Below are 20,873 nucleotides of genomic sequence, written 5' to 3'. Positions count from 1 at the left end.
GACGTGAATAGAACCGAATTTATCATTGCCACCGCAATTATCCTTTTTGTGGCCTTTGCCCTTGGATGGTTTGCGAGCTGGCTGATCAACCGGTTTACCCGTGTGACCAAAGCCGAAATCGGTGAATTGGATAAGATGGCCCAATCCCTGCACGACGCCGAAGAAACGCGCGATCAGGCGATCACTTATTTGCAGCAACGTGAAGCTGAGATGACCAACCAACACGCCCAAACCGAAGCCGAATTGCGGGCCGCCATGGATGGCCTACGCGAAGCACGGCGCGAGGCGGAAGAACTGCGCAGCTATATCGAACGGCAAAACGCCGGATAAGGCTCGGACTTTAACAGAAGATTCGACCTCAATCGCGCGGGGCAGCCGCTCTTTTCAAGCGATCATTGATTGCGGCACCCAATCCGGTTTGTGGAATTGGCGATACCGCAATATGCGCAGCACCCATCTCGTCCAACTGATGCAGGCAGGCAAACAACTGCGATGCGGCCTCTATCAGATCACCGCTTGGCGACAGATTGACGTCCGCATCTACCGGACCAAACCCCAGAAGCACCTCACCGTCGTGCAGTTCCGTCACGTTCAAGCGGACCGTTCCTTGCGGCGCATAATGCGATGCCAATTGTCCCGGTGCTTGCGGGGTGTCCGGATCATCGGGCTGCAAAAGCGGCTGACCAAGACAGGCCGACAACGCCTCGACGGGAACGCCCCCTGTGCGTAGCAATGCAGGCACACCCACACAGGCAACAATTGTCGATTCGACGCCGACGGGGCAAGCACCGCCATCTAGCACGGCATCAATCCGACCATCCAAGCCCGCCAAAACATGATCGGCCGTCGTCGGACTAATCCGTCCCGACAGATTGGCTGAAGGGGCCGCGATCGGCCCACCGAACGCATTTAGGACATCACGCGCGAGCGGGTGATCGGGCACACGCACGGCCAATGTGTCCAATCCTGCCGTGACCAGCTTGCTGATGCCCGCGTCAGGCTTAATCGGCAGCACCAGCGTCAATGCGCCCGGCCAAAATGCCTGCGCTAAACGCTGCGCATCATCATTGAAAACACAATATATCTCTGCCGCCGCCAAGTCGGGGACATGCACAATCAACGGATTGAATGACGGACGCCCCTTTGCTTCGTAAATGCGCGCAACGGCTGTATCATCGCGTGCATCAGCGCCAAGCCCGTACACAGTTTCAGTCGGGACCGCGACCAGCCCACCGTCCGCCCAAATATGCGCCGCTTGTGCGATTCCGCGCGGGTCTGCGGTCAGTCGACGTGAGGCGGCAAAAGTCATGACGTGGCGTTTCAGTTGATGGGGTGCCGGACATGGCACATTTTGCGGGTAACTTTTACCCATAAGCGCGGCTTGCGTTCTTGCCAAGCCGCAGCCGCCCTCAGGAGGTCCTCATGCCATATCGTGCACCGGTCCAAGACATTCGTTTTCTCATGGACACCATCGCAGGCTTCGGCGCCGTTGCGGACACCGATCGCTTCGCGGATGCGACGTCTGACACGGTAGAGGCCATCCTGACAGAAGCCGCCAAGATGTGCGAAAACGTACTCGCGCCATTGCAACGACCCGGTGACCTACATCCGGCTGTTCTGGAAAACGGCGTTGTGCGCACATCCCCGGGTTTCGCTGACGGCTACAAAGCAATCGCAGAAGGCGGCTGGATCGGGATTTCAGCCGCGCCTGACTTTGGCGGCATGGGCCTTCCGATGACGCTGACAACGGCTGTGAACGATATGATGTCGTCTGCTTGCCTGTCGTTGCAGTTGAACCCGCTGATGTCGCAGGGCCAGATCGAAGCGCTGGAGCATCACGCGTCAGACGAAATTAAAGATCTGTATCTGCCGAAGCTCATTTCCGGCGAATGGTGCGGTACAATGAACCTGACCGAACCGCAGGCCGGTTCTGACGTGGGTGCGCTGCGGTCAAAGGCCGAACCAAACGGCGACGGCAGCTATGCGATTTCCGGCCAGAAAATCTATATCTCTTGGGGCGACAACGACTTTACCGAAAACGTCTGCCACCTTGTGCTGGCCCGTCTGCCGGATAGCGTTCCGGGCACCAAAGGCATCAGCCTGTTCATGGTGCCAAAGTTCATTCCAGACGCAGACGGCAACCTTGGCGAACGCAATGAACTGCGCGTTGTGTCACTGGAACACAAAATGGGCCTGCACGGGTCCCCGACCGCTGTGATGGAATATTCCGGTGCGAAAGGCTGGCTCGTCGGTCCTGAAAACGGCGGTATGGCCGCCATGTTCACGATGATGAACAACGCCCGTTTGGGCGTGGGTGTGCAGGGCCTTGGTGTTGCCGAAGGCGCATTGCAGCACGCGGTTGCTTACGCAAATGAACGCAAACAAGGCAAAGCACCGGGCACGGGTGCGATTATCGAACACGCTGACGTGCGCCGCATGCTGGCGACGATGAAGGCAGAGGTTTTTGCCGCCCGCGCTATCGCTTTGATGAACGCTGTCGCCATCGACATGACAACGGCGACTGACGATCCGAAATGGAAAGCACGCGCTGCGTTCCTGACGCCGATCTGCAAAGCATTCGGAACAGACACGGGTATCGATGTGGCCTCTATGGGTGTGCAAGTGCACGGCGGCATGGGCTTCATCGAAGAAACAGGGGCCGCGCAATATTCCCGCGATGTCCGCGTGACCGCGATCTACGAAGGCACCAACGGCATCCAAGCCATGGACCTCGTTGCGCGTAAACTGATGGACGGCGGTGATGCCGCCTTTGCTTTGCTTGAAGAAATTCAAGAAATTACGGACGCCACGAAGAAGAAATTCCCGAACCTCGCCGAAGCTGTTTGGCAGGCCATCGAAAACCTGCGTGAAACGACCGAATGGTTGGTCGCGCAGGATGACCTGACCGACCGTTTCGCAGGCGCGGTTCCTTATCTGCGTGCATTTGCGCGCGTATTGGGTGGTCACGCTCATCTGCAAGCCGCTGTCGCAGGCGACGCTTCGCGCGAACGCCTTGCACGGTTCTATATCAATCGGTTACTGCCAGAGCACGCCAGCCTTTTGGCGCATACGCGCACTGGCAGCGCTGATCTGATGGCCATCACACCAGACGACTTCGCAGCCTAAGCGGCCAACGCCGACAGGACATGCAATGACAACGCCGTTGATTACCTACCCTTGGGACACACCACCACCCGAGGGTGAGGCGATCACGGTCGCCGACGGTGTCCTTTGGATGCGCCTACCGCTGCCCATGGCGCTGGACCACGTGAACATCTTTGCTTTCGATGAAGGTGACAGCTGGACAATCATCGATACCGGTTTTTCATCGCGAAAAGGCAAGGCAATCTGGGAAACCCTGCTGGCGGGCCCACTGCAAGGTAAACCCGTGTCCCGCCTGATCGTCACCCATCACCACCCTGATCACGTCGGTCTTGCTGGCTGGTTCATCGCCAAAGGTGCCGAATTGCTGATGCCGCGCACCGGCTGGCTGATGACACGGATGCTGACGCTGGACGAACAAGCCAGCTATACAGACGAAGCGCTTGATTTCTATCGCCGCGCTGGCATGTCTGCCGAAGAATTCGCGCATCGCAAAACCGAACGTCCATTTAACTTTGCCGATTGTGTTGATCCCCTGCCGATGGGCTACACGCGGCTGATCGATGGGGACACCGTCCAATTCGGTGGCCGCACATGGGACATCCGCATGGGCGACGGCCACGCCCCTGAACATGCGACCTTCTGGTCTCGTGATGACAATCTGGTCGTCGGCGGCGATCAACTGCTGCCCTCTATCAGCGCGAACCTTGGTGTGTATCCAACCGAACCAGACGCTGATCCGGTCCAAGAATGGCTCGACGCCTGCGAAAGCTTTCAGCCCTTTGCGACGGATGACCAGTTGGTGTTGCCGGGTCACAAACTGCCGTTCACAGGTCTGCCACTACGCCTACGTCAGATGATCGAAAATCATCACGGGGCGCTGGAACGGTTGATCGAACACCTGAAAGAACCGCGCACAGGTGGCGAATGCTTTGTGCCACTGTTCAAACGCAAGATCGGGCGCAGTGCTTACGGTCTGGCGCTGGTCGAGGCGCTGGCACACCTCAACCACCTGCACCAGACAGGCATCGCCACGCGCACCATGGGGGACGATGGCGCATGGCGATGGCAGACTTAAGCGACGAGCGATCGCATCTCGTTTTGTTCTGGACCTAAGCGGCACAAAGTATGCTGTTCGATGGCGTCCCACCCCGTCGCCATGCCAGTCAACGGTTCTGACGCAATCGCACGGCCACCATTATCGAGCGTACCTGACACGTACAGCGTTGGCGCAATCCCGTCGGACCCGTAGCGGAAACCGTACAGGCTTTCACCGTCGCTGAGCACACATGTCATTTTCACGGGGCTCATGACTTCTTGTGCTGTGATGGCAGCAACCGTTTTGCGCATCGCCTCTGCCGGATCATCATCCAAACCGTTCGCAAGCAGCGTTAGAAAGATCATCTCGCTATCTGTCGTGCCACGACGCGCAGCATACAGATCATCGGGCAAAGCCGCCTCCATCTGCCGCCGGATCGCGGGGAAGTGCGGGATCTGACCATTATGGCAAAAGGACCAACGCCCGTGGCTAAACGGATGGCAATTCACGCGGCTGGTTTCGCCCATTGTTGATGCGCGCACGTGCGCGATAAACAACGGCGACCGCACCATGCGGCACAGGTTCGTCAGATTGTCGTCCGCCCACGCAGGTAGCACGTCGCGGTACAAACCGGGCAAATCCGATGTGTCATTGTACCAACTGACACCAAACCCGTCGCCATTCACGGCCAGCTTGGCTTCGTTCGCTTTCTGGCTTTGAGCCAGCAACGAATGGTTCGGACGGACGATGATATTCTCAAGCGGGATTTCAGGCCCGATATACGACGCGATCCGGCACATCAGTGACGGGCCGTGATCCGACCATGCAAGCGCATCAAGATACGGCTTGCTGTCGTTTCACATAAGGCAGGGATAATTGCGTGAAGCAAAGCCGCAAACGCCGCAACACCTAACCAAAACGCAAAGCTAAACGCGAATTTCATGTGACCAAAATAGGTTTCGTTCACAGTTGCCGGATGGTCAGTGAAAAGGCGTGCGATGACACCGGATTGGGTCGAGGAAGACAAATCAGACATTGGGGCGGCTCCTGTGCATGTGTTGCTGCAACATTAACATCGCATCCCGCAAAAAACGTCCCAAACATCCCTTCCACTTACGCCAATGATGGGACATGATCCCAATATGATTGAACAATTAGACACAATCGACAAGTCGATCCTAACGCACCTGCAACAAGATGCCACTTTGTCCGTCGACGACCTGTCCGAACGCGTGAACCTATCGCGCAACGCCACATGGCGGCGCGTGAAACAGTTGGAACAGCACGGCGTGATCACGGGCCGCGTCGCCTTGGTCGATCCCAAACGCGCCGGCTGCCCATTGACCGCGATGGTTCTGATCAAGACGAACCAACACGAAGCAGGTTGGATCGATACGTTCCGCAAAGCATTGGCAGGGATGCCCGAAATTGTCGGGGCTTACCGGATGACAGGGGATCTGGATTACGTCCTACGCGTTCGGGTCGCAGATGTGCCCGCCTATGACGCCTTCTACAAACGACTAACATCACGAATTTCTGTATCGGACATCTCGGCCAGCTTTGTTATGGAGGAGATCAAAGAAACAACGGCGGTGCCCCTCTCATGAACGACGAAATCGTAACTTCAGCCGAAGCGCTTGAAAATGACATCTTGCCGAAAATCAAAGAGGTGCACACCACCGATCAGGACTGCCCGTCGACAGGTGATCTACCCAAAGCGATGAAAGAACCCGCAGCCAAGAAAAGCCCGGCGCAATGGGCCTACGAGCGGATCATCCTCTATATCCAAAATTTCGAGAAACAACTCGACAGCGATCACGAAGTTGGGCTTGGTTTCGTCGGCGGCGACGCCGGTGTCATGAAAATCGAAGGTTTGGGATATTTTGACCCCGACATCGTCACCTATTACGGGACCAATGGCGCCGGTGCAAAAACGCAGCTGGTGCAACACGTCAGCCAGTTGAATGTCATGTTAGTGTCGAGTCCAAAGCGTGTTGATCAGGCCGAACCGAACCGGATCGGGTTTCAACTTGCCTCTGCGCTGGAACGTGATGCGGAAGATGCGGCAACTTAACCCGCCCTACACACGTGACAGTGCACACTGAATCAGCTAGGACAGCGCAAAATCTATCAAGAAGGGCCACGATCATGGCAGACCACAAGCACGGCGAAATGGACATCACAGTTCAAGAAAAGACGTTTGACGGCTTTATCAAGATGGTGACACGCGGCACGATCGCAATCATCGTCTTTCTGATCTTCTTGGCGCTCGTCGGCGGCTAATGACTGCGACGCTCACCCGACGCGCGTTTGTGGTGGGCGCACCTTTTGCGCTTGCGGCCTGTTCGGCTGAACCGGTTTGGGCACCGGATACGGCGGTGAACGCCGCAGTATATCGCAGCAATGGCCCAAGCGCGCTGACCCTGTTTACTGTCAAGAATACTAGCTCTGGCAATGGGGCCCATTCTGGACTGCTGATCGATGCAGAACAGCGCGTTCTGTTTGATCCGGCCGGAAGCTTCAAAGCAACCAGCACACCGGAACGCAACGACGTTTTGTTCGGCTTTAGCCCTGCGGCGGAACAGGCCTATATCTCTTTCCACGCCCGCACCGAATTTTACGTCGTCATCCAAAAAGTGGCCGTATCACCAGCCGTTGCTAATCAGGCGTTGCGGCTTGCACTCGCCAATGGCGCAGAACCCAAAGCACATTGCAGCCGCGCCATTTCCGGGTTGCTGACGCAGCTCCCCAGCTTTGATGCGGTTGGTAGTTCGTGGTTTCCAAATAATCTATCGGACGATTTTGCAGCCGTAACTGGCGTGACTACGCGTGAAGTGCGCGAACAGGACTAAAACTGCCCTGTCAGGTACAGGCCCGCATAAAGCGTGACCGCCCCTGCCCCGATTGCCCACAAAAGGTTCTTCTTCCAAATACCGACAGCAAGCGTTGCAATAGCGGCTGCCATCCTCGCAGGGTCTAGATCACCGCCAGTTGCATCCGGCCAAACGACCAAAGGTGCCACCATCGCAGGCAGCACGGCGACTGGCGTATAGCGCAACAAGCGCAGCACAATCGGCGGCATTGGGCGATCACCAATCAGCCCCAAGAACGAAAACCGGATCAGGTAGGTCCCGATCCCAAGCGCCACGATGATCAGCCAAATTTCTGCATCTGAAAAGGTCATGTCCGCTTCTCCATCCAGCTTTCAACGACGACGCCTGTCACCATCGCGCAACCAGCCGCAATCAGCAGGCCCGATCCGGATGGCAACCAGATCAACGCAAGCCCGGCACACATCGACACAAATGCAGCAACTACATGCGCCAAAGTTCGCATCATCGGCCCGATCATCGCCAAAAACGTAATCGGCAAAGCGAAATCCAACGCGTATTCCGGCGGGATCGACGTTCCGACAATCGCGCCAATGGCCGTAAACATGATCCACACTGGGACCAATGGCGTCGCTGTCCCCATAAAGAACCAGAACCTGTCCGAAACTGACATCGGTGTAGATTCATATTCAGACATTGACGCCATGTAGCATTGATCAAAAAGGAAATACGCCACCGCAGCGCGCCGCCAAAGCGGGGCCGTTCCCAACCACGGCACCAATGACGCGGAATACATCGCCATGCGCAGGTTCACCGCCAACGCGGCCAACAGGACCAGCGCAATAGATGCTCCGTCCACCATCATCTGCATCGCGGCAAATTGGGCCGCACCTGCAATCACGACGACAGAAAACCCCATCGCCTGCGATAAACTAAGCCCAGCTTCAATTGCAACGACACCAAACAGCATTGAAAACGGGGCTGCGACAAACACAAACGGCCAACCGTCGCGAATGCCTGCAAGATAGGCGGATTTCTCAGTAGCAGATAACATGGGTTCGGCCTAAGTTGTTGTGCGGCCCTTAACGCTTAGCGCCGACCCAAAGGAATGACAATTGGCTCAGCTTGACGATATTTCCGGCTATATCATTGCGCCCGACCCTTCTGCGGGACGGCTGACGCGAGCCGTTCAAGGAACAGATCAGCACGGGCAACCGACGCACCTGAATGTCGTCGAAGAACGCCCGCTGACCATTTTTCTCAACAGCCGCGAAATTGTCACAGCGATGACAATCGGGGACTATCCGGAATTCCTCGCCCTAGGGTTCTTGAAGAACCAAGGCATGCTGGCCGATGGCGAAGACGTGACGGGCGTCGACTACGATGAAGAACTGGAAACCGTAGTTGTGCGCACCGCATCTGCGACCACCTTTGAAGAAAAGCTGCAAAAGAAAACACGCACCAGCGGCTGTGCGGTTGGGACCGTCTTTGGCGATATGATGGAAGGGTTGGAAAACGTCACGCTGCCCGAAACGACTGTAAAGACATCCGACCTTTATGCACTGGCGGCCCACATCAACCGGACACCATCGCTTTACCTGAGCGCGGGGGCGATCCACGGGACCGTGCTGTGCCAAGGCAACCAACCACTGGTGTATATGGAGGACGTCGGCCGCCATAACGCCGTCGATAAAATCGCAGGCTGGATGCTGTCTGAAAAAGTGCCCGCCGCTGACAAGATACTTTACACAACCGGGCGACTGACGTCCGAGATGGTGATCAAAACCGCGCTTATGGGCATTCCGGTTCTCGCATCACGGTCGGGTTTCACCGCTTGGGGCGCTGAAATTGCGCAGCAATGCGGGCTGACCCTGATCGGGCGCATGAAAGGACAGCGCTTCGTCTGCCTGTCCGGCGAACACCGACTCATCCGCGACGCGGACCCATCGCAAATCGCCGATGAGCCGCGCAAATCAGGACGGAAAGCGGGATGAAGAAATCCCGCCTGACTTTTAACCTGTCCGAAACAACACCCTGCACAAGGCCGACCCCATGAAACAACCACTCGGTGTGATCCTTGCAGGCGGACAGGCCACGCGTATGGGCGGCGGTGACAAATGTCTGCTGCCCCTTGGCGGGCAAACCCTGCTCAAGCGGGTGATCGACAGGCTGGACCCGCAGACGGACGGCGTGATCCTGAACGCCAATGGCGACGCAACCCGATTTGCCGACTACGATATCAAGGTTGTGGCGGACAGCATCACCGGTTTCGCTGGTCCCCTGTCCGGCGTTCTTGCGGGCTTGGATCACGCGGCTGATTTGGGGCACAGCCATATCATCACAGCCGCCGCCGACACCCCGTTTTTCCCGTGCGACCTGACGCCCCAGCTTTTGCTTGCAAGCGAAACGACTGGTCTTGCGCTCGCCGCGTCCCCGTCCGGCAGGCAACCCACATTTGGTCTGTGGCCGGTCGCATTGCGCGACGATCTGCGCGCTGCATTAAACGATGGCCTGCGCAAAGTCGTGATGTGGACGCAAAAGCACAACGCTGGCACCGCTGAATTCCCTGATGATCAAGCGTTCTTCAACGTGAACACGCCCGAAGACCACAAGACAGCAGAGGCGATGCTATGAAAATTTTTGGGGTCACAGGTTACAAAAACGCAGGCAAAACCGGTTTGATGGAACGTCTGGTGACGGAAATCACAGGGCGCGGATTTACCGTTTCGACGCTGAAACACGCGCACCATAGTTTTGACATCGACCATCCCGGCAAAGACAGCTACCGACATCGCGCCGCGGGGGCGCATCAGGTTGTGCTGTCATCTGGCAATCGTTGGGCGATGATGACCGAACTGCGCGACACGCCGGAACCACCGCTTGCCGATCTGCTCGCACACATGGCGCCTGTCGATTTGATTTTAGTTGAAGGGTGGAAACGCGACAACCACCCTAAGATCGAAGCCTTTCGCGCTGCACCAAACAACCCGTTGATCGCCACGGACGATCCGACGATCAAGGCTGTTGCTTCGGACACCCAGCTTGACCTTGACCGTCCGGTTTTTGACCTGAACGACACAGCAACCATCGCAGACTTCATCCTGTCAGAGACGGGCTTATGACCTACGACAGCTTTGTCATGGTCGATTGGTCCGGCGGCAATGATCGGGGGACGAAACCGACCAGTGATGCAATTTGGGTGGGTATCAGTCGGGGTGATACGTCCGAAAATCCGATGTATTTTCGCAATCGACAGGTCTTTGCGATCTGGGCGCAGGATTTTATCGAAACAGAACTGACTGCTGGCCGCACTGCCATGATCGGGTTTGATTTTCCGTTCGGGTATCCCGCAGGATTTGGCCAACACCTGACAGGCACCAATGATCCGCTTGCGATCTGGGACTGGTTCGCCGACCGCGTGGAAGACGCCCCCAAAGCCAATAATCGCTTCGATCTAGCAGGACAGATCAACGCGACCCTGCCGGGTATTGGTCCGTTCTGGGGAAATGGTCTGGGGCGCGATATTGATCACTTGCCCCGCAAAGGACTGACACGCACGCAAAATCCGTTCCCCGAACGGCGTGCGGTCGAACATCTTGCCAAGGGCGCATTCACCTGTTGGCAGCTGTCAGGGGCTGGTGCTGTCGGGTCTCAAATCATTATGGGCCTGCCTGTCTTGCAAAAGCTAAGGCTGGCATTTCCTGATCAAATCAACGTCTGGCCGTTCGAAAATCTCACCGCCCCAATCAGTTTTGTTGAAATCTGGCCAACGATTTTTGCAGGCCAAGGCCCCGATCATATCATCAAAGACGCCCATCAGGTCATGGCAACCGCGCACCATCTTGCACAAAGAACTGTTACACAACTTCACGCAGACTTGCACATCAGCGCCCCTGTCGAGGGTTGGATTCTTGGCGTGAGAGACCCACACTTATGACCATGGGCCTGATACCTCCTCCTCTGCGGAACGATTGTTTCGCAATGCCGCAAGGCGCTCATTGGACACCTGTGTCTGATGCGCTGGCCCATTTGCGCGCAAAATTGCACCCTGTGTGCGGGGCAGAGGGTATTCCGCTGGCCGAAGGTACAGATCGTATTTTGGCCGGACCTGCGATTGCGCTACGTGCCCATCCGCCAGTCACAAACGCCGCTGTTGACGGGTATGCGTTCAAGGGGCCTATTCCTGACGGGCCGCATGAACTCCCGCTCGTCGCAGGACGCGCCGCCGCTGGCGATCCGTTCGCAGGCACGGTGCCATCCGGCCACGCCGTTCGTATTCTGACGGGCGCGGACGTACCTGCAGGAACCGACACCATCATCTTGCAAGAAGACGTTACCAGCAGCGCAGACGCCATAGCCTTTCACGGGCCTTTGAAAACCGGCGCGAATGCGCGGCAGGCGGGCGAAGACATGGCAAAGGGCGCCACCATTTTTCAAGGGCGCCGCAAGCTGTCGCCATGCGATTTGGCGACCCTCGCTTCTGCGGGTGTTGGTCGACTGAACGTGCGCAAACGGCTGCGTGTGGGCGTTTTGTCGACCGGTGATGAATTGATTGAACCCGGCACAATGGCGCGGCCGGGTAAGATTTATGACGCCAATCGCCCGATGCTATGCGCCGCCATCAAGGCGTGGGGCTACGATCTGATCGACCTTGGCATCGCTGGTGATGACCGCGACACGATCAAGAATACGCTGGATCAAGCCGCACAAGATTGCGACGTCATTCTGACATCCGGCGGTGCATCCGCCGGTGACGAAGACCACATATCTGCTTTGCTGGCCAACACAGGATCATTAGCACTGTGGCGAATGGCTATCAAACCAGGTCGCCCCTTGGCGCTTGGCATCTGGGACAAAACCCCTGTTTTCGGCTTACCAGGTAATCCCGTTGCAGCCGCCGTTTGCGCAATGATCTTTGCACGACCTGCGTTGTCAGTCTTGGCGGGCGCGGGCTGGGCAGAACCGATTTGCTACCAATTGCCAGCTGCTTTCAGCAAAACCAAAAAGGCAGGACGTCAGGAATACCTGCGCGCGCGCCTGACCCGCCAGGGCGAGGTTGAAATCTTCGGGTCCGAAGGATCGGGCCGTGTCTCTGGGCTAAGCTGGGCGACCGGTCTTGTAGCCCTACCCGATCATGCCATGTCCATTGAACCGGGCACGCCTGTTACCTACATGCCTTTTACTGAAATGGGTTTGTAGGGCATCAAAATGCGCATTCAGGCAGGCATCCCCGATGGGGCCGAAGCACATGCAGCGGCGCTTTATTGGGACGCATTCGGACAGAAGCTCGGGATGACGATGGGGCCGCGCGACAAGGCGCTCCGGTTCATTCAGCGGGTCATGGATCCGAACCAAGCGATCTGTGCAACCGATGATGATGGCCAATTGTTAGGGGTCGTCGGTTTCAAAACCTATGACGGTGCCTTCGTCGGCGGCGATTACAGCGATCTGGTCGCGATCTATGGCCACATCGGGGCGATCTGGCGGGCAGGTTTGCTTGCACTGCTTGACCGCGATGTCGAAAACAAACGCTTCCTCATGGACGGTATTTTCGTGGACACCGCTGCCCGTGGACAAGGGATCGGTAGCGCCCTGCTCCACACCATTATGCAAGAAGGACGCGATCGCGGATATCCGGAATTGCGCCTTGATGTCATCGACACCAACCCCCGCGCCAAATCGCTTTACGAACGCCACGGTTTTACAAAACTAAAAACCAGCCATCTCGGCCCGCTACGTCACATCTTCAAATTCCGCAGCGCTACGACGATGATCAAAGCGCTCTGATCTTCTTTTGGTCTTAAATATCTCGGGAGTGTGAGGGCAGCGCCCTCACATTTTTCGCAGAAAAATACTTAACCCGACCCGATCAAAGCACCTGCTGCAAAGACCAACGCACCGCCCAGAACAACCTGAAAGACGGCCTTCACAAACGGCGTCTGCATGTATTTGTTCTGAATCCATGCAATCGCCCAAAGCTCAACGAACACCACAATCAAGGCGATGATCGTCGCGGTCCAGAAATCCGTGATCAGATAAGGCAACGCATGGCCTAACCCGCCGATGGTGGTCATGACACCCGCAGCAACGCCGCGCTTGTACGGCGATCCTCGGCCAGAGATTTGACCATCATCAGATGCGGCTTCGGTGAAACCCATCGAAATACCCGCACCAACAGATGCGGCCAGCCCGACGAGAAAAGTCGTCCATGTATCCTGCGTCGCAAATGCCACGGCAAAAATCGGGGCCAGGGTCGAAACGGATCCATCCATCAGACCTGCAAGACCAGGTTGAACCCATGTCAGCACAAACTGGCGGTGGGCGGCATCATCTTCTTGGCTTTTGGCATCAGCACCCAGATGGGTTTCGGCCAAATCATCGGCCAATTCTGCATGTCCCGCTTCGGCGGCTGCCAGATCGCCTAACAATTTGCGGGTGGCGGCATCAGTCACACGGGCGGCAGCCGTTTCATAAAACCGTTGGGCATCGCTTTCCATTTGTGACGCTTCACTGCGGACACGGTCCAGCGACAGGTTCTCGATCAACCAAACGGGGCGACGGGCATAGTAACCCGCCACATGTTCGCGGCGGATCAACGGGATCATATCGCCAAACCGCGTTTGGTGCAGATCAATCAAACGCTGACGGTGGCCGTCTTCTTCGACAGCCATGCCGTCAAATACCGCAGCCGACGCCGGATAGTCCTCGCGCAACGCCTGCGCATATTGGCGGTAAATGCGGGCATCATCTTCTTCGGATGATATGGCGAGCGCTAATATTTCCTGTTCAGACAAATCTTTGAACTGACGACGATGGGCAAATCCGGGAATCATAGCAGACCTCAATTTAGAATGATTCTAATATAGGCAAAGTTCCGCAAGGGGCAAGGCGCGCGCACTTGCCCAAAGTAAACTGAATAGTTTATATTCCCCTCACCTCCCTATGAAAGCAATACACCATGCCCGACGGCACCCTGCCCACAGTCAAAAAAGGTCGCAAGTTTGCGCAAGTTCTAGAAGGCGCGCGCAAAGTCTTTATGGCTGACGGCTTTGAAGGGGCCAGCGTCGACGACATTGCCAAAACGGCACAGGTGTCCAAGGCGACGCTGTACAGCTACTTTCCCGACAAACGCCTGTTGTTCATGGAAGTCGCGCGGGCCGAATGCCAACGCCAAGCCGAAGGCGCGATCGCGACCATCGACATGGACGGTCCAGTTCGGGACGTTCTGCACGACATAGCGCTGCAAATGGTCCACTTTCTCACGTCGGATTTCGGACTGCGCATCTTTCGGATTTGTGTTGGTGAAAGTGACCGTTTTCCCGAACTTGGACAAGAATTCTACGAAAGCGGCCCCATGATGGTGCGCTCGCGGATCGTCGATTATTTGACCGATGCGACCCTGCGTGGCGATCTACACATCGCAGATGTGCCCTTGGCGGCAGACCAATTTGCGGAGCTTTGCAAAGCAGACCTGTTCCCGCGCATTGTCTTCAACATGGACCGGACGTTTTCACAGGCAGAGATTGACCGTGTCGTCGATGGCGCCGTGGCTATGTTCATGGCCTGTTACGGGACAAACCCCGCCAAAACGTAAAAGGGGCCGCAAAGCGCGACCCCTCTCGTGTTCATTTGGGTGGTTTAGAATTCAACAACGGCCCGAATAGATTTGCCTTCGTGCATCAGATCAAAGCCATGATTGATCTCATCCAATGACAGCTTGTGGGTGATCATCGGGTCAATCTCGATCTTGCCGTCCATGTACCAATCCACGATCTTCGGCACGTCCGTCCGGCCAGATGCGCCACCAAACGCGGTCCCGCGCCAGCTGCGACCTGTGACCAACTGGAATGGCCGTGTGGAAATTTCGGCACCGGCAGGGGCCACGCCGATGATGATGCTTTCGCCCCAGCCCTTGTGCGCCGCTTCAAGTGCTGTGCGCATCACGCCGACATTGCCCGTGGCATCAAAGGTATAATCCGCACCACCGCCAGTCAGTTCGACCAAATGGGCAACCAGATCACCTTCGACTTTCGAAGGGTTCACAAAGTCGGTCATGCCGAAATGCGTCGCCATCTCGACCTTGCCATCATTCAGATCAACACCAACAATCTGATCCGCGCCCGCAAGGCGTAGACCTTGGATCACGTTCAGGCCAATGCCCCCCAAACCAAAGACAATACCGGTCGATCCGATCTCGACTTTCGCCGTGTTGATCACAGCCCCGATGCCCGTCGTCACGCCGCAACCGATATAACAAATCTTATCAAAAGGGGCGTCTTTACGGACCTTCGCGAGCGCAATTTCAGGCACAACAGTGTGGTTCGCGAAGGTGGAACAGCCCATGTAGTGATGGATCGGCGTGCCATCGAGCATGGAAAAGCGTGTTGATCCGTCGGGTAGAAGCCCAGCGCCCTGCGTAGACCGGATTTTCTGGCACAGGTTCGTTTTCGGATTCAGGCAATATTCGCATTCGCGACATTCAGGCGTGTAGAGCGGGATCACGTGATCGCCGACTTCCAGCGATGTCACACCTTCACCAACTTCGATGACAACGCCTGCGCCTTCATGGCCTAGGATCGCGGGGAAAATACCTTCGGGATCGTCGCCAGAACGGGTGAATTCATCCGTGTGACATAGACCCGTTGCTTTGATCTCGACCAAAACTTCACCCGCACGCGGGCCTTCAAGATTGACCTCCATAATCTCAAGTGGTTTTCCGGCCGCTACGGCGACAGCTGCACGAGTACGCATGGGCGTGACCTTTCTATAATGTGTCTCATGTCAGTCTTGCGGGCAAAAACATCCTCTTTCAAGGGTGCAATCAGACAGCGTTCAGGGCTTGCCAAGACAAACCACGACGCGGCAAAGTGCATTCATGAAAAATTATGTTCTTCTTTCCGCTTTTGCCGCTGTTGTTCTCGGCGGTTGCGCAGGTACATCAGGCAACGCGCCTGTCGACGAAACCGACCCGTGTGGGGTGCAAGGCCATACCGCACTGCTTGGATCGAACATCGCGGCTGTGACACTGCCTGCTGATCTGAATGACAGGGTCGTAGGGCCTGACACCGTTGTCACCACAGATTACGTGCCCGGTCGGTTGAATATCGAAACCAACGCAGATGGCATGATTATTGGTCTGTCATGCGGATAACGGTTGGCATTGCAGTACTTTGCGCCCTCGCGGCATGTAGCACCCGCCCCCCAGCAATTATCGCACCTTCGGTTGATCCGGTCCCCGTCGGGGCAGCGGATACCTGCGGGGCCACACCTTATGGCTATCTGGTCGGCCAAGATGCAACAGCGCTTGAACGCGTCCTGATCCTGCGCCAAGTCCGCGTCATCAGACCAGGGGACGCCGTGACCGAAGATCTGCGACCTGAACGTATCAACTTTTATATTGGAGCGGATGAAAGCATCCGGACAATCACATGCGGTTAACTATTTTGGCCTTGTTTGGCACCCTTTGCACAGCTTGCATCCCTGCGACCCCGATCATTGAACCACCGGTCGCGAATCCGATCCCGACCGGTCTTGACGATACTTGCGGGGCCGCGCGGTATAGCGGGATCATCGGGCAAGATGCTTTTGTTCTGGAACGCGGTTTCCGGCCCGGCGAAATCCGGATCATCCGCCCCGGCACTGTGGCAAGCCAAGAATACCACCCCGACCGGCTTGGGTTCGAGATCGGTGCGAACAACACGATCCGCCGGATCATCTGCGGCTAAAAGCCATCAGCCTAATGCGTCGGCATGTGGTTTGATGTGTGGGAAGGTTCACAAAGTCTCCGGTGCCGCACACTGGGTGGGGGCTATCGAATGCAGCACCGGAGTAGCACTTTGCTGAGTACTGGTTTGACGTTTGCAAGTGGCAGCATGTCGTTCGGTCCAAGGCATTGTACCGTTCATTTTGGGGCAAGATTGGGGCGTTGTGGGTAAAAGCCTTGATTCCTTGCCCTGTTGCCCCAAAATGATTCCTATGACTTTGACATCACTACACCGCCCGCTGCCCGAACAGGTCGCTTTTCACCGCACCGAATTATCCGTGATCATGTCGCTTTACGGTCGGATGGTGGCAGCTGGTGAATGGCGGGATTACGGGATATCATCCCTTCGGGATTTTGCCGTTTTCTCTGTTTTCAAACGGACCGCCGAAAATCCGATCTACCGAATTGAAAAGCGCCCCAAATTGCGGATGAAACAGGGCCAATATGTGCTGATCGGCATTGATGGTCAGGTGCTGAAACGCGGCAACGACCTGAAATCCGTGCTGCGGGTGCTTGAACGCAAATTGATCCGCATCGTCGATTAAACGTCTGGCGTAGCAACGATGGCGCCTAAACGATCCGTTTCCGCGCGGTGATGTCTCCATCGCCCTGCGCTTTGATCCGGATGGTTGCGGCTGTGATGGGTTCATATGCCGTCGCCATGTGGTGCGCATTAGCATGCAACAACACATCCGCATCGACCATGATACCAACATGACCTTTCCAGAAAATCAGATCACCGCGCTGTAGCAGCGCGTCGGGCGCGATATCTTGCCCAAGTTCCGCTTGCTGCATATCGCTATCGCCCGGACAAAACTGACCACAGGCCTGTAGACCGGCTTGCACCAGTCCCGAACAATCGACACCTGCGGTGCTATTGCCACCCCACAGGTAAGGTGTTCCAAAATATAGCTGTGCGACTGTGACAGGATCGGCGAATGGCCGATCAAGCGGGCGCAAATGCTTTTTCGGAATGAAGCCCTGCGGCGTCTCGTACATCTTGGGCCGCTCATCAATGACCGTGACCTGCGCCCCGAAAGTCAGGCGCATCAGGTCGGCTGATTTGAAGCTTTCGGTCTCGTAAGCATGGGTCGCCGCCGTCGCGATCCGAAACGTGGGCGCTTTGGTGTCGTCAAGCGTATCGCTGGGCACATAGCCTACGTATCCATCCGCATCTGATTGAATGAATGACCACCCGTCGTGGGTTTCAAACACAGTCACGCCCGCCCCTAGCAACAGCTGACGATCCCGTTTTCCCGCAGGCTTTGCGCAAAGATCAACGATAGGGCGCGTGACCCGCATTGGCGTGCCGTCCACGTATTTTTCAGCGGCGGCAATGCCCTGCAAATGGCGCGCCGCGACGCGTCCGTTTGCAGGTGTGATCCGGCGGTCCGTCACAGGTCAAGCATCGCAGGCAACGCCGCAAGGATCGCGCGCGCGCCCATGCCAACGCCGCCCTTTGGACGGGCTGGTTGCGCGACAGGCTGCCATCCGTAGACATCAAAATGCACGTAAGGCGCTTCAACGAATCGGCGCAGGAAAAGCGCTGCAGTAATCGTTCCCGCAAATCCACCTTTGGGCGCGTTGTCCAGATCAGCAATCCCCGGTTCGATCATGGATTCGTAAGGTTCGTGGAACGGCAACCGCCAGACCGGATCAGCCACATCAATCGCAGCAGTTTCAAGCGCTTGGACGCATTTCATCTCGTTGGTGAAGTACGGCGAAATGTCAGGGCCAACCGCCACACGCGCAGCGCCGGTCAACGTCGCCATGGAAATCACCAGATCAGGCGTCGCTTCATCCGCGAGCGCAAGCGCGTCGGCCAGCACAAGCCGTCCTTCGGCGTCGGTGTTGTTGATCTCGACAGTCAAACCTTTGCGAGACGTTAAAATGTCCTGCGGTCGGAACGCTGTACCATCAATGCTGTTTTCGACGGCAGGGATCAGCACCCGCAACCGCAATGGCAGTTTAAGCGCCATGATCATGTGTGCGAGGCCAAGCACAGTCGCGGAACCGCCCATGTCCTTTTTCATCAGTCCCATAGATGCGCCCGGTTTGATGTTCAGACCGCCCGTATCAAAACACACGCCTTTGCCGACCAATGCCAGTGTCGGACCATCGTCACCCCATGTCATGTCCATCAAGCGCGGGGCGCGATGTGGGTCGGGACCAACGGCACGGCCAACGGTGTGGATCATGGGAAAGTTCTGTTCGAGCAGATCATCACCCGAGGTCACATGCAGCAACGCACCATGCTCGTCAGCCAAAGCACGTGTCGCGGCCTCCAGATCACCGGGGCCCATGTCGGCGGTTGGCGTGTTGATCAGATCGCGGGTCAATGCCTCGCCTGCCGCAATGATTTCCAGCCGCGCCGCATCAACACCTTCGGGTGCTTTCAATTGAGCGATTGGTTTCGACGGCTTGACGTACCGGTCAAACGAATATCCCGCCAAAAGCCAACCAAGCGCAGCTTCTTCCAACGCTAATCCATCCAGACCAGCGGCAATGTGATAGGTTGCGACAGGCAGCTTTGTCGCGGCTTCCGCAATTTGGAACCGACCACGCGCGCGGGCATTCGCAGTCCCAAATCCAACCAGCGCACAGGCAATCGCACCATCCGCACTAGGCACGACTAAGGTCTGCCCCAAGCTGCCGACAAAAGCGTTGGTATCCGCCCAAGCGCGCGCTTCGGCGGGAATAGCGTCCAAATTTTCAGAAGAAATTACGTAAAGAGGGATGCTTTCTGCATCGTCCGGGGCAAACGTCAGCGACATATCTCATCCTATTTCGGGCATTTTGCACCAGACTAGCAACACAGGTCCGGGCTGCAAGGATGATCGTGACGGAACCGCCGGGAGCCTCTGGACCGGATCAGTGGGAATAGTGGCGGAAATCCCAAACATGACTGACTGCCGCATCAAACGCGCGTTCGAGACGAGCCAAAGTCGCCCCAAGCGCCACACCGCACTGCATTTCAGCCGCGTTAGATGTGTGTCGTGCAACCAAAGCAACTTCGGTCAGGCCAATCTGTTCGGCAACGGCAGCTAAACGCTTGGCAGGGGCGGAAATTTCCGAAAACGCACCCGTTGTGCGGCCATTCTGCAGATAGTCCAGTTTGGCGGCGATATCTTCCAAAGCGCGGCAAACGATATCTTCGGCCTCATGATCAGGCAATGCGGCGAACAACGTGCGTAAAGGGGCCGGATCCATTGTAAACTGTTCCTCACATCGCAAGACAGCGATGCGGGCAGCGGGGCGGGCTGGCGGCGGTGCCAGAAGGGGGCTGTGATAAGTCATACCCTTGTTATAGCGTGTGTTGGTATCCGAAGTGTTGATCCGGACAATTGAAAAGGTTCAAAAACCTCTCGAAATCCGAGCAAATTCGACATATCAGCCAAGGAACTTTTCGGGAGTACCACAATGCCATACCGCCGCCCCCTGCCCGCCTATCTGGCCAAGCGCTACCAAGGTTGGAAAGCCACGACCTACACAGAGAACAAAAGTTGGTACAAGCATTTGGCGGAAGATGGGCAGCATCCACGTGCGATGGTCATTTCCTGCTGCGACAGTCGGGTCCATGTGACGTCAATTTTCGGGGCGGATTCAGGCGAATTCTTTATTCACCGGAACGTGGCCAACCTTGTGCCGCCCTACAATCCGGACGGTGACTATCACGGGACGTCTGCGGCCATCGAATATGCTGTGAATTCGCTTAAGGTGTCGCATCTTATCGTGATGGGGCATTCGACCTGTGGCGGGGTCGCTGGTTGCTACCACATGTGTTCAGGCAACGCGCCGGAACTGGAAGAAAAAACCAGCTTCGTTGGCCGGTGGATGGACATTTTACGTCCGGGTTACGACCGTTTGCCTAACGGGACTGACGAAGAACGGCTCACAGCGCTGGAAAAAGAATCCGTGCTGGTGTCGCTTGAAAACCTGATGACCTTCCCGTTCGTCAAGGACGCTGTAGAAGGCGAACGCCTGTCACTTCATGGGCTGTGGAACGACATCGGCGAAGGCACGCTGGAAGAATTCGATCTCGAAAACGGCTATCACGCAATCTGACCAATAGTCAGTCGACTTTACACGATATGCACCCGCTCCAAACGCTTTGCGCAAGTTTGAGGCGGGTGGCAAA

The 20,873-nt window shown here is 56.6% G+C and carries 29 protein-coding genes; 19 read left to right on the top strand and 10 right to left on the bottom strand.

Annotation, left to right across the window (positions count from 1 at the left end):
* Positions 1–3 precede the first annotated feature (3 nt).
* Positions 4–330 (top strand): hypothetical protein, encoded by a 327-nt coding sequence (locus K3729_03100; protein ID UWQ99802.1) that lies wholly within the window; start codon positions 4–6, stop codon positions 328–330.
* A gap of 28 nt (positions 331–358) precedes the next feature.
* Here the strand turns inward: K3729_03100 and K3729_03095 are convergent, their stop codons facing one another.
* Entirely contained in the window at positions 359–1,309 is a 951-nt protein-coding gene (locus K3729_03095) for a threonylcarbamoyl-AMP synthase (GenBank protein ID UWQ99801.1), read from the bottom strand.
* A 113-nt stretch (positions 1,310–1,422) separates the two neighbouring features.
* On the opposite strand from K3729_03095, the gene K3729_03090 reads away from it, so the two are divergent.
* Complete coding sequence (locus K3729_03090) at positions 1,423–3,126, top strand: acyl-CoA dehydrogenase (GenBank protein UWQ99800.1); 1,704 nt, start codon at positions 1,423–1,425, stop codon at positions 3,124–3,126.
* A 25-nt stretch (positions 3,127–3,151) separates the two neighbouring features.
* A complete protein-coding gene (locus K3729_03085) occupies positions 3,152–4,180 on the top strand; it encodes an MBL fold metallo-hydrolase (protein ID UWQ99799.1) in 1,029 nt (342 codons plus the stop codon).
* Here the strand turns inward: K3729_03085 and K3729_03080 are convergent.
* Together K3729_03080 and K3729_03075 are read right to left on the bottom strand one after the other, a co-directional pair.
* Positions 4,177–4,941, bottom strand: coding sequence for a class II glutamine amidotransferase (locus K3729_03080; protein UWQ99798.1), 765 nt, complete (start codon positions 4,939–4,941; stop codon positions 4,177–4,179). The genes K3729_03085 and K3729_03080 overlap by 4 nt on opposite strands.
* Positions 4,941–5,177 (bottom strand): hypothetical protein, encoded by a 237-nt coding sequence (locus K3729_03075; protein UWQ99797.1) that lies wholly within the window; start codon positions 5,175–5,177, stop codon positions 4,941–4,943. Before K3729_03075 ends, K3729_03080 begins: the two co-directional genes overlap by 1 nt.
* Before the next feature lie 106 nt (positions 5,178–5,283).
* Between K3729_03075 and K3729_03070 the strand changes: the two genes are divergently transcribed.
* The 4 genes from K3729_03070 to K3729_03055 all read left to right on the top strand — a co-directional run bounded on the left by K3729_03070 (position 5,284) and on the right by K3729_03055 (position 6,993).
* Positions 5,284–5,748 (top strand): Lrp/AsnC family transcriptional regulator, encoded by a 465-nt coding sequence (locus tag K3729_03070; GenBank protein ID UWQ99796.1) that lies wholly within the window; start codon positions 5,284–5,286, stop codon positions 5,746–5,748.
* Positions 5,745–6,215, top strand: a complete 471-nt coding sequence (locus K3729_03065; GenBank protein UWQ99795.1) for a hypothetical protein — start codon at positions 5,745–5,747, stop codon at positions 6,213–6,215. Before K3729_03070 ends, K3729_03065 begins: the two co-directional genes overlap by 4 nt.
* Before the next feature lie 74 nt (positions 6,216–6,289).
* Positions 6,290–6,424 carry an aa3-type cytochrome c oxidase subunit IV gene (locus tag K3729_03060; GenBank protein ID UWQ99794.1) on the top strand — a complete coding sequence of 45 codons (135 nt, stop codon included), beginning with the start codon at positions 6,290–6,292 and terminating at the stop codon, positions 6,422–6,424.
* Positions 6,424–6,993: a hypothetical protein gene (locus K3729_03055; protein UWQ99793.1), complete on the top strand. Its 570-nt coding sequence runs from the start codon at positions 6,424–6,426 to the stop codon at positions 6,991–6,993. Before K3729_03060 ends, K3729_03055 begins: the two co-directional genes overlap by 1 nt.
* On the opposite strand, the gene K3729_03050 is transcribed toward K3729_03055, so the two are convergent.
* A complete protein-coding gene (locus K3729_03050) occupies positions 6,990–7,325 on the bottom strand; it encodes an AzlD domain-containing protein (GenBank protein UWQ99792.1) in 336 nt (111 codons plus the stop codon). The genes K3729_03055 and K3729_03050 overlap by 4 nt on opposite strands.
* Positions 7,322–8,026 carry an AzlC family ABC transporter permease gene (locus K3729_03045; GenBank protein UWQ99791.1) on the bottom strand — a complete coding sequence of 235 codons (705 nt, stop codon included), beginning with the start codon at positions 8,024–8,026 and terminating at the stop codon, positions 7,322–7,324. Before K3729_03045 ends, K3729_03050 begins: the two co-directional genes overlap by 4 nt.
* 61 nt (positions 8,027–8,087) lie before the next feature.
* Here K3729_03045 and K3729_03040 point away from each other — a divergent pair, with 61 nt between their 5' ends.
* Genes K3729_03040 through K3729_03015 form a run of 6 tightly spaced genes read left to right on the top strand, consistent with a single transcriptional unit; the run spans position 8,088 to position 12,759 of the window.
* The gene (locus K3729_03040; protein UWQ99790.1) at positions 8,088–8,966 is read left to right on the top strand and encodes a formate dehydrogenase accessory sulfurtransferase FdhD; all 879 of its coding nucleotides are present in this window, start codon (positions 8,088–8,090) and stop codon (positions 8,964–8,966) included.
* A gap of 58 nt (positions 8,967–9,024) precedes the next feature.
* A complete protein-coding gene (gene mobA / locus K3729_03035) occupies positions 9,025–9,606 on the top strand; it encodes a molybdenum cofactor guanylyltransferase MobA (GenBank protein ID UWQ99789.1) in 582 nt (193 codons plus the stop codon).
* A complete protein-coding gene (gene mobB, locus K3729_03030; protein UWQ99788.1) occupies positions 9,603–10,094 on the top strand; it encodes a molybdopterin-guanine dinucleotide biosynthesis protein B in 492 nt (163 codons plus the stop codon). Before mobA ends, mobB begins: the two co-directional genes overlap by 4 nt.
* Before the next feature lie 17 nt (positions 10,095–10,111).
* On the top strand, positions 10,112–10,909 hold the full coding sequence (locus K3729_03025; GenBank protein ID UWR00917.1) for a molybdopterin guanine dinucleotide synthesis: 798 nt from the start codon (positions 10,112–10,114) through the stop codon (positions 10,907–10,909).
* Between the two features lie 2 nt (positions 10,910–10,911).
* Positions 10,912–12,171 carry a molybdopterin molybdenumtransferase MoeA gene (locus tag K3729_03020; GenBank protein UWR00916.1) on the top strand — a complete coding sequence of 420 codons (1,260 nt, stop codon included), beginning with the start codon at positions 10,912–10,914 and terminating at the stop codon, positions 12,169–12,171.
* A 9-nt stretch (positions 12,172–12,180) separates the two neighbouring features.
* A complete protein-coding gene (locus K3729_03015) occupies positions 12,181–12,759 on the top strand; it encodes a GNAT family N-acetyltransferase (GenBank protein ID UWQ99787.1) in 579 nt (192 codons plus the stop codon).
* 68 nt (positions 12,760–12,827) lie between these two features.
* Here the strand turns inward: K3729_03015 and K3729_03010 are convergent, their stop codons facing one another.
* Positions 12,828–13,805, bottom strand: a complete 978-nt coding sequence (locus K3729_03010) for a rubrerythrin family protein (GenBank protein UWQ99786.1) — start codon at positions 13,803–13,805, stop codon at positions 12,828–12,830.
* A 125-nt stretch (positions 13,806–13,930) separates the two neighbouring features.
* On the opposite strand from K3729_03010, the gene K3729_03005 reads away from it, so the two are divergent.
* Positions 13,931–14,566: a TetR/AcrR family transcriptional regulator gene (locus tag K3729_03005; GenBank protein ID UWQ99785.1), complete on the top strand. Its 636-nt coding sequence runs from the start codon at positions 13,931–13,933 to the stop codon at positions 14,564–14,566.
* A 44-nt stretch (positions 14,567–14,610) separates the two neighbouring features.
* Here K3729_03005 and K3729_03000 read toward each other — a convergent pair whose 3' ends face one another.
* On the bottom strand, positions 14,611–15,723 hold the full coding sequence (locus K3729_03000; GenBank protein UWQ99784.1) for an S-(hydroxymethyl)glutathione dehydrogenase/class III alcohol dehydrogenase: 1,113 nt from the start codon (positions 15,721–15,723) through the stop codon (positions 14,611–14,613).
* 124 nt (positions 15,724–15,847) lie between these two features.
* Here K3729_03000 and K3729_02995 point away from each other — a divergent pair, with 124 nt between their 5' ends.
* The 4 genes from K3729_02995 to K3729_02980 all read left to right on the top strand — a co-directional run bounded on the left by K3729_02995 (position 15,848) and on the right by K3729_02980 (position 17,280).
* The gene (locus tag K3729_02995) at positions 15,848–16,123 is read left to right on the top strand and encodes a hypothetical protein (GenBank protein ID UWQ99783.1); all 276 of its coding nucleotides are present in this window, start codon (positions 15,848–15,850) and stop codon (positions 16,121–16,123) included.
* Positions 16,114–16,410: a hypothetical protein gene (locus K3729_02990; protein UWQ99782.1), complete on the top strand. Its 297-nt coding sequence runs from the start codon at positions 16,114–16,116 to the stop codon at positions 16,408–16,410. The genes K3729_02995 and K3729_02990 overlap by 10 nt, the downstream gene beginning before the upstream one ends.
* Positions 16,401–16,697, top strand: coding sequence for a hypothetical protein (locus K3729_02985; GenBank protein ID UWQ99781.1), 297 nt, complete (start codon positions 16,401–16,403; stop codon positions 16,695–16,697). Before K3729_02990 ends, K3729_02985 begins: the two co-directional genes overlap by 10 nt.
* A 250-nt stretch (positions 16,698–16,947) precedes the next feature.
* The gene (locus tag K3729_02980) at positions 16,948–17,280 is read left to right on the top strand and encodes a DUF2794 domain-containing protein (protein ID UWQ99780.1); all 333 of its coding nucleotides are present in this window, start codon (positions 16,948–16,950) and stop codon (positions 17,278–17,280) included.
* A gap of 25 nt (positions 17,281–17,305) precedes the next feature.
* On the opposite strand, the gene K3729_02975 is transcribed toward K3729_02980, so the two are convergent.
* The 3 genes from K3729_02975 to K3729_02965 all read right to left on the bottom strand — a co-directional run bounded on the left by K3729_02975 (position 17,306) and on the right by K3729_02965 (position 19,945).
* A complete protein-coding gene (locus tag K3729_02975; protein UWQ99779.1) occupies positions 17,306–18,133 on the bottom strand; it encodes a C40 family peptidase in 828 nt (275 codons plus the stop codon).
* Positions 18,130–19,509, bottom strand: coding sequence for a leucyl aminopeptidase family protein (locus K3729_02970; protein ID UWQ99778.1), 1,380 nt, complete (start codon positions 19,507–19,509; stop codon positions 18,130–18,132). Before K3729_02970 ends, K3729_02975 begins: the two co-directional genes overlap by 4 nt.
* A gap of 97 nt (positions 19,510–19,606) precedes the next feature.
* A complete protein-coding gene (locus K3729_02965) occupies positions 19,607–19,945 on the bottom strand; it encodes a hypothetical protein (protein ID UWQ99777.1) in 339 nt (112 codons plus the stop codon).
* Between the two features lie 210 nt (positions 19,946–20,155).
* Between K3729_02965 and K3729_02960 the strand changes: the two genes are divergently transcribed.
* The gene (locus tag K3729_02960; protein UWQ99776.1) at positions 20,156–20,800 is read left to right on the top strand and encodes a carbonic anhydrase; all 645 of its coding nucleotides are present in this window, start codon (positions 20,156–20,158) and stop codon (positions 20,798–20,800) included.
* Positions 20,801–20,873 lie beyond the last annotated feature (73 nt).

Source organism: Rhodobacteraceae bacterium S2214 (assembly GCA_025141675.1).
Taxonomy (GTDB): Bacteria; Pseudomonadota; Alphaproteobacteria; order Rhodobacterales; family Rhodobacteraceae; genus Yoonia.
The sequence above is the reverse complement of the archived record's forward strand: the minus strand, read 5'-3'. Positions and strand labels throughout refer to the sequence as shown.